The following is a 14,913-nucleotide window of genomic DNA, read 5'->3' as shown; positions in this document are numbered from 1 at the left end:
GTGCGCGCCGCACGCGTACGCCGTCGTCCCGTCGTGCCGTTGGGGCGAGAGCGAGTGAGCAGAAACGGGAACCTGCGTCAGCCATATGCGGACAAGTGATGTGGAACTCGATCCTCCGGGGTTGTCTGCGGTGGCCGAGGGGGCCTGCCAAACAACTTCCGGGTTGTGAGCGTCGGTCGAGACACCGCCGCACGTCCACCAGTCCGGAGCACACCTTGCCCGTCAGCGTCCTCGCCACGATCGCCTTGTCCGTTCTTCTCGGACTCCTGGTGATCGTCCTGCACTGGGCGGACAGCCATGGGCCGGACTCGACGGCGGCGGATCTGAAGACGACCAACACCTAGGCAGCCGCCGGCACGAAGCACATCGACTTCCCGCAGGCCCGCTGGAACATCCACCGCGGCTCAGGCGCCTGATCACAGAAAACCCGGGGGACGCCGCACATGCGCATCGCCTTCCTGCTGCACAACGCCTACGCGATGGGCGGCACCGTACGCACGACCATGACACTCGCCGACACACTCGCCCGTCGACACGAGGTGGAACTCGTGTCGGTCTTCCGGCACCGGGAGAAGCCACGGCTGGGACGGTCGCCGGAGGTGCCGCTGCGGGCCCTGGTGGACCGCCGCCCGAAGTCCATGGACGCCTCGGACCCTCTGGCCCGACGAGGCGGAGAGTTCTTCCCCCAGGGGGACAGCCGCTCGAACCAGTACCACCGGCTCGCCGAGCAACGGGTCATCGACTGGCTGCGGGAGACGGACGCCGACGTCGTCGTGAGCACCAGGGCCGGGCTCAACGCGCTGCTGGCCCGGTTCGGGCAACGCACCGTACGCATCGGCCAGGAACATCTCACCCACGACAGCCACTCCCACCGACTGCGGACGGAACTCCAGCGCTGGTACGGCGGGCTCGACGCGCTGGTCACCATGACCGAGGCCGACGCGCGCGACCACCGGCGCGGCATGCGGCTGACGCGCACCCAGGTGGTGGCCATCCCCAACAGCGTCCCCGAACCCCTGGTGCCACCGGCCGACCCGGCGGCCAGGGTCGTCGTCGCGGCAGGACGGCTGGCCCGCGTCAAGCGGTACGAGATGCTGGTCGACGCGTTCGCCCTGGTCGGCGCGGCCTGCCCCGACTGGTCCCTGCGCATCTACGGGGACGGTGCGGAGCGCGGCCGGATAGCCGACCGGATCACTCGGCACGGTTTGGGGGACCGGGTCTTCCTGATGGGTTCGGCCACTCCCCTCGAGGCCGAGTTGGTCAAGGGCTCCATCGCCGCGGTGACCTCCGCGCACGAGTCCTTCGGCATGACGATCGTGGAGGCCATGCGGTGCGGCCTGCCCGTGGTGAGCACCGACTGCCCCCACGGGCCCGGCGAGATCATCCGCCACGGGGAGAACGGCCTTCTCGTTCCGCGCGACAGCACCCGGGGCATGGCCGACGCGCTGCTGGCGCTGATGCTGGACGACGCACGGCGTGGGGAGATGGGCAAGGCAGCCCGGGCAGGCGCAGCGAAGCGATTCGCCCCGGACGACGTCGCCGAGCGGTACGAGCGCCTGTTCAGCACGCTGCTGGAGGAGCGGGTCGGCCGGCCCGCTCCTCCACCGCCCGGCCCGGCCGACTGGCATGGCCGTGCCACCGTCCTCGCCGCCACGGCAGGCATCCTCGCCCGCGGAGCCGTGCGTCGTGGGCGGCGCGAGATGGGCTGGGTCGGATGAACACGGTTCGCTCCGCGGCCTCGGCCCGGCGGAAGCTGTTGATCGTGGCCGCCGGGTTCTGTCTGCTGTCGGCCGTTCTCGTACCGCTGACACTGCCGCTCGGCTGGGACGAGATCGTGTACGCCAGCCGCTTCGGACCGTACGGCCCCGAGACGCCGTTCAGCGCCCCGCGTACCCGCGGGGTTCCCCTGCTGCTCGCTCCGATCGCCTCCTGGAGCGACTCGACGGTACTGCTCAGGGTATGGCTGCTCCTGCTGGCCACTGGTGCGCTCTGGCTGGGATTCCGGCCCTGGCTGCAGATCCTGCACCGCCCTGCGGCGGTGTGGGTGGGGGCCGGGCTGTACGGCAGTCTGTGGATCACCCTGTTCTACGCCGGTTCCGCGATGCCCAACCACTACACCGCGATGGGGGCCACCGCCGCGGTGGGCTGTTTCCTCGCGCCGCGCCCCCGGTACGCCGGTGTCGCGGCGGGCCTGGCGGTGGTGACCCTGATGCGGCCCAACGACGGTGTGGCCGTCGCCGTACCGCTGCTCCTGGCCGCCGTGCTGGTGCCGACACTGCGAGGCCACGGCTGCCTCCGGGGACGTCTGGCAGCCGTGGCGGCCGGATTCGCGGCTGGTGTGCTGCCCTGGATCGTCGAGGCCGAGGTGCGGTTCGGCGGAGTGCGCAGCCGACTTGCCGAGGCCGACGAGGTCCAGGGCGGCCTGATGGCCGTCTTCTCCCTGCGTGCCCATCTCACCGCACTGGACGGCCCACTGCTGTGCCGTCCCTGTACCGGCGACGGCGTAGTGCTGCCCGTGACGGAGTGGTGGGTCCTGCTGCCCCTGTTGGTCGGCCTGGGGCTGTGGGCGCAGCGCCGGGAGCGCCGGTCCGCTGCATCGCTGTGGCTGGCGGTGGCCGTTGCGGTGGCCACGGCGGCACCGTATCTCTTCCTCGTCCCCTACGCCGCGCCGCGGTTCCTGCTGCCGGCCTACGCCCTGCTGGCACTCCCTGCCGCTGTCGGGCTCCTCGCCGTCGTCCACCGTGCCCGCACCCGCCGTTCGCTGCCGACAGCGGTCGTGCTCGCCCTGGCGCTCGTCGGGCACTGGGGCATCCAGGCCGCTCTCGTCCACACGCATGCGGGCATCCAGCAGCGGGCCCGCGGGGACTGGGACCGGATCGCCTCCGTGCTCCGCGAGCGCGGGGTGCACCCGCCCTGTGCCCTCGCGGGGAACAGTTCGGCGATCCCCATCGCCCACACCATGGGCTGCACGGTCACGGAGCTGGATTCCCCGGCGCTCCTCAGTGCGATCGTCCTTCGCGAGCGGAAGCCACCGCACTGGGCACGGGACTGGGAACGATTCCCGGTGCCGGACACCTACAACCCCGGCTGGACTGTCGCCGTGCGCCCCTGACGGCAGGCTGTGCGCCCCAGGGTTGATGGGCGATGCGACCCTGAGACTACGACTGCGCGGACGAGGCCCTGACCCACTTCCCGGCGTACGAGCGGGCGTTGCGCGAGCCGTCGGCGGAATCTCCGTGCGGACGGTCACCGAGTGAGCGTCCTACGCACCGGATGCGGCATGCCCGGCCGGAAACCGCGCTCATCACCCGGGCCGGTTCCGGCCTGGTCGCGCGGACAGTGTCCTCCTCGGCTCCGCTCACCATCCCGGCGGCCGGGGAGCTGACGGTCAGCAGCCCTTTCCGGGATACGTCAGTCCCGGATGAGGGCCAGTTGTTTCTGGATCTCGCGAGGGTTCGTGTCGCCTGCGACCTTCTGCAGCAGCGGAGTGTGGTCGAAGACGAAGTCACGTATCGGCCGCAGCGGTGCCGGCGCGTGGTGGAAGACCTTGCCGAGCATCCATGCCTGCTGGACCTGCCGGGCGGTGTGGGGCTTGCGCGGGTCCTCGTAGCTTTGCAGCGCACTCTGTACGGCGGCGAGGTCGGTGAGGTCGACGCCGCGCAGGGCCCGGCCGAGGAAGTAGCCGTCCTCGATGGACATGCCCGCACCGTAGGCGGCGTAGGGCGAGGTCGGGTGTGCGGCGTCGCCCACGAGGGTGGCCCGTCCCTTGGACCACTGCTGCAGGCGGGGCCGGTCGCGCAGCACCCAGCGTTGGACGTCGTCCGGCTCTGTCCGGGCGATCAGCCCGGGCAGCGGCGCCGGGAACTTCGCGGCCAACGCGGTGGCCGCGGCCCTGAGGTCGGACGGCGCGGGGGCGTCGGGGTCGGTGGCGGTGAGGACCCACCACTGGAACCCGTCCCGGCCCTTGTGCCGGATCGATGTCCAGCTTCCCTGCACCGTCCGGCCGTGCGTCAGGACGCACATGTTCGGTTCGGTGCCCGGGACGTCGGTGAAGGTGAATCCGCCGAAGATGTGCAGCCGGTGCTCGCGCTTGGACGTGTCCCCCCACAGCGTGCGCCGTACCAGCGAGTCGATCCCGTCGGCGCCGACCAGTACGTCGTGCTCGGCCGTGGTGCCGTCGGCGAAGTGCAGCGTGACCGCCCGGTCGTCCTGCTCGATCCGGGTCACCTGCTGGTTGAACCGGAGAGCGCCGGGCGGGATGGCGGCGAGCATCCGCTCGTACAGTTCGGGCCGCAGCAGTCCGATGAACCCGCCGCCGTAGGCGCGCTTGGTCTCCGGGTCCAGCTTGACGCGCACGCGCACGCGGCCCCGGAGGTTGCGGAACTCGGAATCCGTGGGGGAACCGAGGTCTTCGGTGTCCACTCCGAGCGCACGCAGCGCCTTCAGGGGCGGCGGCCACAGGTTGAGGATGTTGCCGGCCGGCCGCGCCTCGCGGTAGCGCTCATAGAGGGTGACCTCGTGACCGGCCTGGGCTATGGACAGGGCCGCGGCCATACCGGCGGGACCGGCGCCGAGGACGGCGACACGGCCGCCGGAGTCGTTCGGCACGGGCATGGAGCACCTCGCTTCATCGGGAGGAAAACAGTAGCGAGAGCTACTGTTAGCCGCAGACTGTAGTATCGACTACGTTTCAGTCAAGACCTGTGCACGCACCCGGGAAACGAAAGGCTGAGGTCATGGGCGAGGCCCGAGCAGCGCAGGCGGCCGACCTGGAGATCCGGCCGCCCAAGCAGCGGCGCAGCCGCGAGGCGTGGAACCGGGTGCTCGATGCCGGAGTGTCGATCCTGGAGGACGGCGGGTACGAGGCGTTCACCATCGCCGCCGTGTGCGAGCGGGCCCAGGTCGCGCCGCCGGCGATCTACGCCCGCACCACCAGCAAGGACGCTCTCTTCCTCGCCGTCTATGAACGCGCCATGCAGGGCCTGCGCGCGGAGCAGCAGGTCTTCTCCGACGACAGCCGATGGGCAAACCTGGACGCGGCCGAACTCGTCCGCGCAGCAGTGGCCGAAACGGTCGGCATGTTCCTGCGCCATGAACGGTTCCTGCGGGCGGTCGTCCTGACCTCGGCGTCACATCCCGAGATCCGCCGCCGGGGTTCCCACTACAGCCAGGAGCTCGGGAGCGGATTCGCCAAGGTGGTCCTTCGCGCGGCGGACTCCATCACCCTTCCCGACGTCGAGCCCGCGGTCCGCTCCTGCTTCAGCACCGTCTTCGCCGCGTCGGTCATCCGGGTTGCCTACGGTCCGGGATTCGCCAGGCCGGTACCCGTGAAGGACGAGGTGTTCATCGCAGATCTGGCGGAGACAGCGGTGCGCTATCTGCTCTCCGGCTGACGGTGTTTGACACACCTCTGGCAGCTACGGCACCGCTGTACGTCACCACACAGCGACGGGATCACGCGCTAACACTCGGTCTCGTGGTCGAGGGGGCGGATCAGCTGCCGCCACTCACAGGCCCGCCCCATGCAGGAAGGCGGGCCGGATCATCTGAACCGGCCCGCTCGGGAGGGTCCTGCTGTGTCACCGCCACCGCCCCTGTTCCCTCTTCGTGCGTCTCTGTCCCGTCAGGAGTGTGCGGCGAAGTACCGGGCGATGCCCGCGATTCCCTCGCCCACGGCTCGCTCGACGATGGGTGCCAGGGTCTCCGGGAGGATCTCCTGGCTGTAGACCACGCGTGAGCCGCTCGCGTCGGGAAGCACGTCGATGGTGCCCAGATGGAAGTCGATGGGCTGGGGCATGCCCTCGACGAACCGGTACTGGAAGCGGCGCAGGGCGTCGTCCTTCGTCACCACGAGGGATTTCAGGGTGCCCTCGGCTGTGGTCAGCCGGCGGTGCGTGCCGTCGAAGTGGGCCTCCTGCACTGCGGGGAACCACTGCGGAATCATGCTGACGTCGGTCAGCACGGCCCAGACGCGGTCGGGGTCCTGTGCGACTCGGGTGTCGAAACGGAACGTTGCCATGAGTACTCCCTGGTCGGGGTGACGACGGCTTCGGGCAGGGTGCTGTACGCCGTCAGGGTCAGAAGGGATAGCGGGAGTGCTCGGTGGCGAAGGTGACCCAGCGGGTGTTCGAGAAGGACTCGATGCCCCAGCGGCCGCCGAAGCGGCCGTACCCGGAGTCCGCGAACCCGCCGAAGGGGGCCTGCGGTTCGTCCCCCACCGACTGGTCGTTCACGTGCACGATGCCGGTACGGATACGGCGTGCCACCTTCAGGCCGTGGGTGCCGTTCTCGGTGAGGATGCCGCAACTGAGGCCGTGTTCGGTGTCGTTGGCCAGGGCCACCGCCTCGTCGTCGTCCGCGAAGGCCCTGAGGGTGACGACGGGTCCGAAGGCCTCGGTGTGGTGCAGTTCCGCGCTCTCGGGCAGGCCGGTCAGCACGGTCGCCGGATACAGGGCTCCTTGCGGCCTCCCACCGCCGGTCACCACGCGCGCGCCCTTGCCGACCGCGTCCGTGACCAGGGCGGCGACCCGCGCTGCGGCCGCCCGGTCGACCAGCGGGCCGATGACGGTGCCGGGCAGGCGGGGGTCGCCGCTCGGCAGTTCGGCGACCTTGGCGGCGAACCGCCGGGTGAACTCGTCGACGAGTGAGGCGTGCACCAGGACGCGGTCGGCGCACATGCAGATCTGGCCGGAGTTCATGAACGCGGCGAACGCGGCGGCGTCCACGGCGTGGTCGAGGTCGGCGTCCTCCAGCACGATCACGGAGTTCTTGCCGCCGAGTTCGAGTACGGCCGGCTTGAGGTGCTCGGCGGCGAGGGTGCCGATGATCCGCCCGACGCCGGTCGAGCCGGTGAAGTTGACGGCGCGGACCCGCACATCCTCGATCAGGGTCCGCGCGATGCCCGCGGCGTCCGCCTTGTCGTTGGTGATGACGTTGAGGACACCGTCGGGCAGGCCCGCGTCGCGCAGCACGTCGGCGACGAACAGGCCGCAGGCGATCGGGGCGTCCTCGCTCGCCTTGACCACGACGGTGTTGCCCGCCGCGAGCGGGGCGGCAACCGCTCGGGTGCCGAGGATGACCGGGGCGTTCCACGGTGCGAACGCCGCCACGACACCGAGGGGTTCGCGCACGGCCAGGCTCAGTCCGCCCGGTTTCCGGGTGGTGAGCACGTCCCCGCGCGGTGCGGTGATCGCCGCGGCGGCCTCGCGCAGCATGCCGGCGGCCACCTCGACGTTGAACAGCGCCCAGCCCCGGGTCCCGCCCACTTCGCGGGCCATCAACTCCACGACCTGCCCGCCGCGTTCCTCCATGAGGTCCGCCGCGCGCAGGAAGATGTTCCGACGGGCGAAGGGCTCCAGCGCCGCCCACCCGGTGAAGGCGGCGTCCGCCGCGTCCACTGCGGCGTGGACGTCCTCGGGGCCGGCTGCGGCGACCCTCGCGTAGGGCTCGCCGGTCCAGGGGCTGATGTCGGCGGTGGTCCGCCCGGAGGCGGCCGGGATCTCCTTGCCGCCGATCAGCAGGTCACGGTCAGGTGGCACGAGGGCGTCTCCTCTTGTTGCTCGGGTCGGTGCGCATCGTGTGGGTCAGGCGCCGATCATGTTGAAGCCGCCGTCGGCGTTGAGGTAGGCGCCGGTGATGTGGGCGGCGTCGTCGGTGGCGAGGAAGAGGGCGGTGCCCGCGAGTTCGGCGGGGCCCGGGATCCGGCCCATCGGGGTCTTGGCGATCATGTCCTCGCGGCGGCCGGCCTTCCAGTCCGCGCGGCTGAGGAGCATCTCCGTCTCGATGAATCCGGGGGCGAAGGTGTTGACCCGCACGGTGGGGGCGAACGCCTGTGCGTAGGACTTGGTGATGCCGAGGATGCCGTACTTCGCGGCGGCGTACTGCGGGGCGCGGGCGCTGCCGCGGACGATCACGGTGGAGCCGATGTTGACGATCGCGCCGTGGCCCTGCTCCAGCATCCGGGAGCCGAACTCGTGAACGCACAGCATCGTTCCCTTGATGTCCACCGCGAGCACATGGTCGACGGACTCCTCGGTGAGATCCCGCCAGGACATCTGGTCACCCGCCACGTCACCGACGTTGTTGACCAGGACGTCCAGGCCGCCGAAGCGGCCGAACACCTCGTCGGCCATGCGGACGACGTCCGCGTGGACGGCGATGTCGGCCTGCACCGTGAACGCCTCGCCGCCGGCCTCCCTGATGCGAGCCACCGTCTTCTCCGCTCCCGCCGCGGAGCTGCGGTAATGGACGGCGACCCGGGCGGCGCCCTCCTGTGCGGCGCGGACGGCGATCTCGGCGCCGTAGCCGGTGCCGGCTCCGGTGACCAGGACCGAGCGGCCTTCGAAGCGGCGGGGAATGCTCTGTTCTGTCATGGGGCGTCCCTTCAGGGGTGTACGGCCGTGAAGCGCTGGCGGATCTCGCCGATGCCTTCGATACGGCTGACGAGTTCGTCGCTCGCGGTGAGGTAGCGCGGTGGGTCCATCCGGTTGCCGACCCCGGCCGGGGTTCCGGTGAAGACCAGGTCGCCCGGGAAGAGCGGCACGACGGACGACAGGCGGGCGACGAGTTCCGGCACCGGGAAGATCATGGACTTGGTGCGGTCGTGCTGGACGGGCTCCCCGTTGAGCAGTCCGGTGATCTCCAGATCGTCCGGGTCGTCGAGCTCGTCGGGGGTGACCAGGAAGGGACCTGTGGGGCCGAAGCCCGGAAAGGACTTGCCGAGGCTGAACTGGGCGGGTCGGCCCTGGAGTTGGGTGACACGTTCGGAGAGATCCTGGCCGACCGTCAGACCGGCGACGGCCTCCCAGGCCCGGTCCTCGCTCACCCGGTACGTGTCCCGTCCGATGACGGCGACGAGTTCGACCTCCCAGTCCACCTTGCCCTGCGGAAGGGCGACCGTGGTGTTCGGGCCGGTGATGGAGGCTGGGAACTTGGTGAAGACGAGGGGTTCGCCGGGCAGGGTGAAGCCGGCTTCGGCGGCGTGCGGCGGGTAGTTGAGGGCGATGGCGAACACCTGCCGGGGGCGCGGTACCGGTGCGCCGAGTGCGTTGGGGTCGACGGGGATGTCGTAGGCCCCGTCGGACAGTCCGGCCGCCCATGCGCGTAGCCGGGGCCACTCGGCCAGCAGGAGCATCGGGTCGACGGGCAACCGTCCTTTCGAGGCCCATCGGACGTCCGCGGCCCGGTCACCGCGGACCACGACGGCCCGACCGTCGAGGACGCCGAGTCTCACCAGTCCACCTTCTTCGGTACGGGTGTGCCGTGGCCCTGTTCCCAGCTGACGATGGGGTTGCGCAGCACCCCGAGGCGTTCGACCTCGGCCTCGACGACGTCGCCGGGCTTGAGGTACATGTCGGGATCGCCGCTGAAGCCGGCCACGTCCTGCACCGTGCCGGTGGTGATCAGGTCACCGGCGCTGTAGCCCTGCGGGGAGTGGTAGGCGACCAGGTGCGGGATGGACACCGACATGCGGTTGGTGTTCGACTTCTGCCGCACCACCCCGTTGACCCGCAGCTCCATGTCGAGGTTCTGCGCGTCGGGGATCTCGTCGGCGGTCACGATGTAGGGGCCGACGGGGCAGAAGGTGTCGATGGCCTTGCAGAAGGAGAAGACGCCGGACTCCATTTCGCGACGCTGGATGTCGCGCGCGGTGATGTCGTTGAAGACGACGTACCCGGCGATGTGGTCGGGCGCGTCGTCCACGCCGAAGAACTTGCCGGGTTTGCCGATGACGACGGCGATCTCCAGCTCGTAGTCGAGTTCGCTCGTCAGGTGCTCCGGGTGGATCACCGGTTCGTCGGGGCCGACGATGGCGTCGACGTTCTGGAAGAAGACGATGCCCTTGTGCATGGGGTGCGACCAGTCGACGTTCTTAGACTCGTCCTCGTGCTCACGGAAGTTGCCGGAGGTGTGGAAAAACTTCTTCGGCACGATCGGTGCGCGCAGCGTCACGCCGTCGAGGTCGAGGCGCTCCCCTGTCTCCGTCACCCGGCCGTCACGCTCGAAGTACTCCCGCGTACTGGCCACTTCCAGTGGAAGCACCAGCCGCTCTTCGAGTTCGAGCCTTGCCACGCGTCCGTCGTCGAACGTGATCAGTTTCATGGTGTCCCGCTTTCGGTCTGGGGTGGGTCGCAGGGGTCTTCGGGTCCTTCTCCCGCGAAGACGCGCAATTGCAGGGCGAGCAGGGCGTAGTAGCCGACCAGGGCCGTGAGCTCGAACAGTCCTCGCTCTCCCCACTCGGCCACCGCGTGGTGGTACTTCTGGTCGTCGAGGACACCGGTTCGGACCAGCGCGAGCGTTGCGCGCAGGGCGGCGCGTTCGGCCGGGTCCGCGAGGGCAGGCAGTTCGCCCGCGCGCAGTGCGTCCAGTTCGGAGTCGGTGAGGCCACAGGTACGGCCGACCGCCTCGTGGGCCTCCCGCTCGAAGGTGCTGTTCCAGTGGGCGGCGACGAGCAGGATCGCCATCTCGCGCACCCGGTCGGTCAGGACCGACGCGTAGCGCACCGCCGCTCCCACCTCCTGTACGGCCATTCCGACGGGAGGGCTGAGCAGCATCGCGTTGAAGGGACCGCGCAGTCGGCCCTCCTGGTCGGTGAGGGGGAACACCTGCGGCCCTGTGGCCCGGGCACCGCCCGTGATGGCGCGATACACCTCTGCCTGCTGCTCGTCGAGTTCACCGGGCAGGCGGCCGGCGATGCGTGCGGGCATCCGCACTCCTTCCGGGGATCGGCCGAAGCGGACTGGGGGTCACACGAGCGTGCGTCCACCGTCCACGTAGAGCACCTGCCCGGTGACGTACGAGGCGCGGGCGGAGGCGAGGAACAGGGCGGCTCCGACCACGTCCTGCGGTTGTCCCAGGCGCCCGGCGGGGACCAGACCGGTCATTTCCTCCCGCATGCCGGGCTTTGCCAGGTAGGCGTGGGTCAGCTCGGTCTCCGTGTAGCCCGGGGCAACGGCGTTGACGTTGATGCCGTCGGCGGCCCATTCCCGCGCCATGACCTTCACCAGCTGGTCCAGGCCGCCCTTCGAGGCGGCGTACGGGCCGTGATGGCGGTGGGCGAGCAGGGAGGAGACGGAGGAGAAGAACACCATGCTGCCGTGTCCGGCCTCGCGCATCAGCCGACCCGCGGCGCGTCCCGTCCAGAAGGCGGTGGACAGGTTCAGGGTCAGGATGCGGTCCCACACCTCGTCGGGCGTGTCCACCACGGGACGCCGGTCGTTCGTGCCCACGGCGTGCACCAGCACATCCAGGCCACCGAGCTCGCGGGCCGCCGTGGCGACCGCCCGCTCGCACGCCTCGGAGGAGGTCAGGTCCGCGGTGAGGGTCCGTACGAGGGCGGCCGCGCAGGCCGGATCGTCGCGCAGGGCCTGGAGGCGGGCCTCGTCCGCGTCGACGACCGTCAGCCGCGCTCCGGCTTCCGCCAGGCCCCGGACGCAGGCAGTGCCCAGTCCGCCGGCTCCGATGACGAGCGCGCCGCGCCCCTCAAGGCCCAGCCACCCGACGGGCGGGCTCTGTTGCCGTGTCGATCCGGTCATCACGTGAGCTCGATTCCGGCCGCGGCCGCCACCCGCTGATAATCGGCCCCGATGTCCTGCAGGCACACCCGCAGCATGTGGTCCGCCAGCGCGTTCCCGCTGTCGCTCAGCCCGCCGTCGTGGATGGACACAGCGTTGCGGGGCTTGATCTCGCGGGCGTAGTCGATGACTTCGCCCGTCCTGGACCACGGGCCGTGTACGGGCAGCAGCAGCGTGTCCACCGGCCGCGCGGGCACGGTGAAGGCGTCGCCCGGGTGGAAGACGGTGGTGTCCCCGTCCTCCACGAGGAAGCCGACGTTGGTGACCCGCGGCAGGTCGGGGTGGACCACGGCGTGCAGTTCTCCGTACACCTCGACGCGCACGCCGTCGAGGTCGATGGTGTCCCCGTCGCCGACCACCGTGACCCGGCCGCCGCCGAGCCCGGTGAGCTGGTCCGCCACGGCTCGGTCGGCCCAGATCCGCAGGCCGGGGTCGGCTTCGGCCGCCGCGCGCAGGAGCGGCTCGGCGAAGTGGTCCACGTGCTCGTGGGTCACGAGCACCGCGTGGGCACCGTCGAGCGCGTGCGGGTCGGAGTAACTGCCGGGGTCGATGACGATGACGACGCCGTCCTGCTCCAGCCGGACGCAGGCGTGGCCGCACCTGGTGAGTCGCATGACGTGCTCACTTTCCCAGTTCGTCGGCGGGCACCCAGGTGCCGTGGAAGCCGTACCGGAGCCGGAAGGGGATTTTTATGGTGGCGATCGGGCCGGCGGCGATGTCGAGGGCGTCCAGGACGACCAGGTCGTGCCGCATCTGGTCGCGCCGGCCGACCAACGCCAGCAGATAGCCCTCGCCCTCGGCGGCGTCCGCCGACTTGGGTATGAACACCGGCTCCTCGGGCGCGGCGTGCTCGCCGGGGGTCCAGAAGGCCGTCGCGCCGGTGCTGTCGTCGCGGTGGATGAGGGAGTTGAACGGCGGGCCCATGGGTCCGATCGCGGCCATCGGCACATCGGGGTGCATGCCGCCGACCCAGGAGTGCCGGTTCTTCTCCATCAGCACGCGGGGGTCGACCCGGGGCATGTCACCGGGCGAGGCGAGGAGTTGCTCGCTGCGGTAGGTATCGGTGGCGTCGTCCCAGTGGGCGGCGCCCTGGGTGAGGTCGAACGTCCACCGGTGCAGGAACGGCGGCTGTTCGGGCAGGTAGCCCGCGGTCGTCTTCGGGAACTGGGAGAACCAGCCGGACTTGGTGGTGAAGTGGTCGCCGACGAGGGTGTCGCCGTCCGTCCAGGCGTTCAGGGTGTGGGTCTCCAGGAGCCGCTCGCTGCGGAACCACTTGATGCCGCTCACGCCCTCGGCGCGGGGGATGATCGCGACGTGGGTCTCCCGGTTCGGGTCCCAGACGAAGTACTGCTCCTCCCGCTTCAGCTGCTCCGGGTCGGCGACCATGGGCGAGATGGTGAAGACCAGGTGGTCCCGGGTGACCAGCCAGTCGTGCACCATCGACGAGTACGGCACCTCGAAGGTCTGGGTCCGGGTGACCTTGCCGTCCGCGGCGATCTCGTAGAGGTGGATCTGCTTGTCCGGCAGACCGCTCGCGTTGTAGGCGAAGGCCATCAGCTCGCCGGTGCGCGGGTCGTGCTTGGGGTGCACGGTGAAGGTACGGCCGGGGATCTGGCCGGAGAAGTCGTAGATGCCCTTGGTCTCCAGCGTGGCCGGGTCCAGCTCGTACGGGAGGGCCGCCTCCTTGAGTGCGAGGAGCTTGCCCGCGTGCCAGATGATCGCGGTGTTGGCGTTGCTGTCGTCGATGCCGGCGACGGACGGGTCGTCGGTGTAGGGGTTGCGGTAGGCACCGAACAGGGCCTGGCGTGCCTGGCGTTCCAGCTGGAAGCGCTGGGTGCGGACGTAGCGGGTCTTCAGATCCGCGTGGCCGTTGTCGAACCGCACCATGTGGATCATGCCGTCGCCGTTGATGTACACGTCGTTCGGGAACCGCGGCGGGTACTGGGTGTCCGCGGCGGCGCGGTAGAAGGCGCCGTTCAGCTCGGGGGGTATACGACCCTCGACCTCCAGGTCGTACACGTCCGCCTCGATCCGCGACGGGGCGAAGAATCCCTGGAAGTGCCGCGTGTCCGGGAACTGCATGGTGTCCGGGGGTGGCTGGGTGCTCACGGGCTGCTGCCCGGGTGTCCCGTCGGGCTGCGTCATTGCAGTGGCCATGGCTCTCTCCCTTGTGGCAAGGTCGGATCAAGCGAAGAATGTGATTGATTACCTCTGGATGACCGCACAGAGGATTCCGGCGAAGGCGATGCGACGAGCTTGTGCTGCCCATCATGTCGACGCGACGGCTGCGGCGTCCAACACTGAAACACGCACGAAATGATCGGAGAATGCGATGGATCTTCGGCAAATGGAGTACGCGGTGGCCATCGCCGACGAGCTCAACTTCACCCGGGCCGCGGCGCGCTGCCGCATCGGGCAGTCCGGACTCAGCCACCAGATCACCCAGCTCGAACGGGAGGTCGGAACCCGGCTCTTCGAGCGGACGAGTCGCAGCGTCCGCGTGACCCAGGCCGGGCAGATCTTCGTCGCCTGCGCGCGGCGGGTGCTGAAGGCGGTCCAGGAGATGCACGCCGAGATCTCCTCGCTCGACGGGCCCGTGCGAGGGCGGCTGCGGATCGGCTCGGTGACGCTCACGGCAGGGAACATCGACCAGCTCGGTCTGCTGCGGGAGTTCCAGGAGGCCTATCCCGCGGTCGAGGTCACTCTCTTCGACTCCGACGGCGTGCAGGCCACCTCCCAGCTCCTCACCGGTGAACTGGAGGTCGCCGTCGTCGCCCTGCACGAGCACCAGTTGCCGCCGGGCATCGCCTACCACCTGCTGAGCGTGGTGCCGCTGGTGGCGGTCGTGGGCCGTCGGCACCGGCTGCGCGGGGCCGGCGTCACCGGCCTGGGCGAGCTGGCCGGCGAACGCTTCCTCGAATGTGTTCCCGACACGGGCCTGCGCGCACAGGTGGATGCCGCGTTCGACCGCGCGCGGGCCCGTCGCCGGGGTGTCTGCGCGTTGCGCAGCGCGGGTGACCTCGCCTCGCTGGCGTTCGAGGACATCGGGGTGACCGTCGTGCCCCGTCCGGCGGCCGACGCGATCGTCCCGGCCGATCACGCCGACTGCGTCCTGCGCATCGACGACCCGCAGGCGCTTCAGCCCCTGGCCCTGGCCCACCGCGACCCGGCGCCGGCCTCTCCGGCCGCGCAGGCGTTCCTGCGTCTCGCGCTCACCCGCCTGCCCGGGCCGGGAGCACCCGGGTTGGAGGAGGCGCCGGCTCCGACCGGGTCCGGCGAGGGGTAGCGGGCCGCTGTCCGAGCGGTCCCACACGTTCCTTGAGCGGCGCGGTCACATCAA

The 14,913-nt window shown here is 70.3% G+C and carries 15 protein-coding genes; 5 read left to right on the top strand and 10 right to left on the bottom strand.

The window, feature by feature from the left end:
* Positions 1-215: 215 nt before the first annotated feature.
* The 3 genes from SCAB_RS49170 (at position 216) to SCAB_RS43250 (ending at position 3,112) form a co-directional block, all read left to right on the top strand.
* Complete coding sequence (locus SCAB_RS49170) at positions 216-344, top strand: hypothetical protein (protein WP_013006412.1); 129 nt, start codon at positions 216-218, stop codon at positions 342-344.
* Positions 345-443: 99 nt separating this feature from the next.
* Complete coding sequence (locus tag SCAB_RS43255) at positions 444-1,718, top strand: glycosyltransferase family 4 protein (protein WP_037729092.1); 1,275 nt, start codon at positions 444-446, stop codon at positions 1,716-1,718.
* On the top strand, positions 1,715-3,112 hold the full coding sequence (locus SCAB_RS43250) for a hypothetical protein (protein ID WP_013006410.1): 1,398 nt from the start codon (positions 1,715-1,717) through the stop codon (positions 3,110-3,112). Before SCAB_RS43255 ends, SCAB_RS43250 begins: the two co-directional genes overlap by 4 nt.
* Positions 3,113-3,411: 299 nt before the next feature.
* On the opposite strand, the gene SCAB_RS43245 is transcribed toward SCAB_RS43250, so the two are convergent.
* Positions 3,412-4,614: an FAD-dependent oxidoreductase gene (locus tag SCAB_RS43245; protein ID WP_013006409.1), complete on the bottom strand. Its 1,203-nt coding sequence runs from the start codon at positions 4,612-4,614 to the stop codon at positions 3,412-3,414.
* Positions 4,615-4,736: 122 nt separating this feature from the next.
* Here SCAB_RS43245 and SCAB_RS43240 point away from each other — a divergent pair, with 122 nt between their 5' ends.
* Positions 4,737-5,393, top strand: a complete 657-nt coding sequence (locus SCAB_RS43240) for a TetR/AcrR family transcriptional regulator (RefSeq protein ID WP_013006408.1) — start codon at positions 4,737-4,739, stop codon at positions 5,391-5,393.
* 230 nt (positions 5,394-5,623) lie between these two features.
* Here the strand turns inward: SCAB_RS43240 and SCAB_RS43235 are convergent, their stop codons facing one another.
* From SCAB_RS43235 to SCAB_RS43195, 9 genes are read right to left on the bottom strand one after another with little or no spacing between them, the layout of a single operon-like run.
* Positions 5,624-6,019 carry an SRPBCC family protein gene (locus SCAB_RS43235; protein ID WP_013006407.1) on the bottom strand — a complete coding sequence of 132 codons (396 nt, stop codon included), beginning with the start codon at positions 6,017-6,019 and terminating at the stop codon, positions 5,624-5,626.
* A 58-nt stretch (positions 6,020-6,077) separates the two neighbouring features.
* Entirely contained in the window at positions 6,078-7,538 is a 1,461-nt protein-coding gene (locus SCAB_RS43230; protein ID WP_013006406.1) for an aldehyde dehydrogenase family protein, read from the bottom strand.
* Between the two features lie 45 nt (positions 7,539-7,583).
* A complete protein-coding gene (locus tag SCAB_RS43225) occupies positions 7,584-8,372 on the bottom strand; it encodes an SDR family NAD(P)-dependent oxidoreductase (protein ID WP_013006405.1) in 789 nt (262 codons plus the stop codon).
* Positions 8,373-8,383: 11 nt separating this feature from the next.
* Positions 8,384-9,232, bottom strand: a complete 849-nt coding sequence (locus SCAB_RS43220) for a fumarylacetoacetate hydrolase family protein (RefSeq protein WP_013006404.1) — start codon at positions 9,230-9,232, stop codon at positions 8,384-8,386.
* Positions 9,229-10,101, bottom strand: a complete 873-nt coding sequence (locus SCAB_RS43215) for a fumarylacetoacetate hydrolase family protein (RefSeq protein ID WP_013006403.1) — start codon at positions 10,099-10,101, stop codon at positions 9,229-9,231. The genes SCAB_RS43220 and SCAB_RS43215 overlap by 4 nt, the downstream gene beginning before the upstream one ends.
* Complete coding sequence (locus SCAB_RS43210) at positions 10,098-10,706, bottom strand: carboxymuconolactone decarboxylase family protein (protein ID WP_013006402.1); 609 nt, start codon at positions 10,704-10,706, stop codon at positions 10,098-10,100. Before SCAB_RS43210 ends, SCAB_RS43215 begins: the two co-directional genes overlap by 4 nt.
* A gap of 39 nt (positions 10,707-10,745) precedes the next feature.
* Positions 10,746-11,534 carry an SDR family NAD(P)-dependent oxidoreductase gene (locus SCAB_RS43205; RefSeq protein ID WP_046773397.1) on the bottom strand — a complete coding sequence of 263 codons (789 nt, stop codon included), beginning with the start codon at positions 11,532-11,534 and terminating at the stop codon, positions 10,746-10,748.
* Entirely contained in the window at positions 11,534-12,187 is a 654-nt protein-coding gene (locus SCAB_RS43200; RefSeq protein ID WP_013006400.1) for an MBL fold metallo-hydrolase, read from the bottom strand. Before SCAB_RS43200 ends, SCAB_RS43205 begins: the two co-directional genes overlap by 1 nt.
* Positions 12,188-12,194: 7 nt before the next feature.
* On the bottom strand, positions 12,195-13,730 hold the full coding sequence (locus SCAB_RS43195; RefSeq protein ID WP_231885209.1) for a carotenoid oxygenase family protein: 1,536 nt from the start codon (positions 13,728-13,730) through the stop codon (positions 12,195-12,197).
* A gap of 175 nt (positions 13,731-13,905) precedes the next feature.
* Here SCAB_RS43195 and SCAB_RS43190 point away from each other — a divergent pair, with 175 nt between their 5' ends.
* The gene (locus SCAB_RS43190) at positions 13,906-14,859 is read left to right on the top strand and encodes a LysR family transcriptional regulator (protein ID WP_037729081.1); all 954 of its coding nucleotides are present in this window, start codon (positions 13,906-13,908) and stop codon (positions 14,857-14,859) included.
* Positions 14,860-14,913: the final 54 nt, after the last annotated feature.

It is taken from the genome of Streptomyces scabiei 87.22 (assembly GCF_000091305.1).
GTDB classification, from domain to species: Bacteria; Actinomycetota; Actinomycetes; order Streptomycetales; family Streptomycetaceae; genus Streptomyces; species Streptomyces scabiei.
This window is presented reverse-complemented; position numbering and strand designations above follow the sequence as displayed.

Excerpts from the sequence above, each read along its gene's own strand:
- SCAB_RS43255 (WP_037729092.1), top strand. The coding sequence starts at position 444 with ATGCGCATCGCCTTCCTGCTGCACAACGCCTACGCGATGGGCGGCACC.
- SCAB_RS43250 (WP_013006410.1), top strand. The coding sequence starts at position 1,715 with ATGAACACGGTTCGCTCCGCGGCCTCGGCCCGGCGGAAGCTGTTGATC.
- SCAB_RS43245 (WP_013006409.1), bottom strand. The coding sequence starts at position 4,614 with ATGCCCGTGCCGAACGACTCCGGCGGCCGTGTCGCCGTCCTCGGCGCC.
- SCAB_RS43240 (WP_013006408.1), top strand. The coding sequence starts at position 4,737 with ATGGGCGAGGCCCGAGCAGCGCAGGCGGCCGACCTGGAGATCCGGCCG.
- SCAB_RS43235 (WP_013006407.1), bottom strand. The coding sequence starts at position 6,019 with ATGGCAACGTTCCGTTTCGACACCCGAGTCGCACAGGACCCCGACCGC.
- SCAB_RS43225 (WP_013006405.1), bottom strand. The coding sequence starts at position 8,372 with ATGACAGAACAGAGCATTCCCCGCCGCTTCGAAGGCCGCTCGGTCCTG.
- SCAB_RS43215 (WP_013006403.1), bottom strand. The coding sequence starts at position 10,101 with ATGAAACTGATCACGTTCGACGACGGACGCGTGGCAAGGCTCGAACTC.
- SCAB_RS43210 (WP_013006402.1), bottom strand. The coding sequence starts at position 10,706 with ATGCCCGCACGCATCGCCGGCCGCCTGCCCGGTGAACTCGACGAGCAG.
- SCAB_RS43205 (WP_046773397.1), bottom strand. The coding sequence starts at position 11,534 with ATGACCGGATCGACACGGCAACAGAGCCCGCCCGTCGGGTGGCTGGGC.
- SCAB_RS43200 (WP_013006400.1), bottom strand. The coding sequence starts at position 12,187 with ATGCGACTCACCAGGTGCGGCCACGCCTGCGTCCGGCTGGAGCAGGAC.
- SCAB_RS43195 (WP_231885209.1), bottom strand. The coding sequence starts at position 13,730 with ATGGCCACTGCAATGACGCAGCCCGACGGGACACCCGGGCAGCAGCCC.
- SCAB_RS43190 (WP_037729081.1), top strand. The coding sequence starts at position 13,906 with ATGGATCTTCGGCAAATGGAGTACGCGGTGGCCATCGCCGACGAGCTC.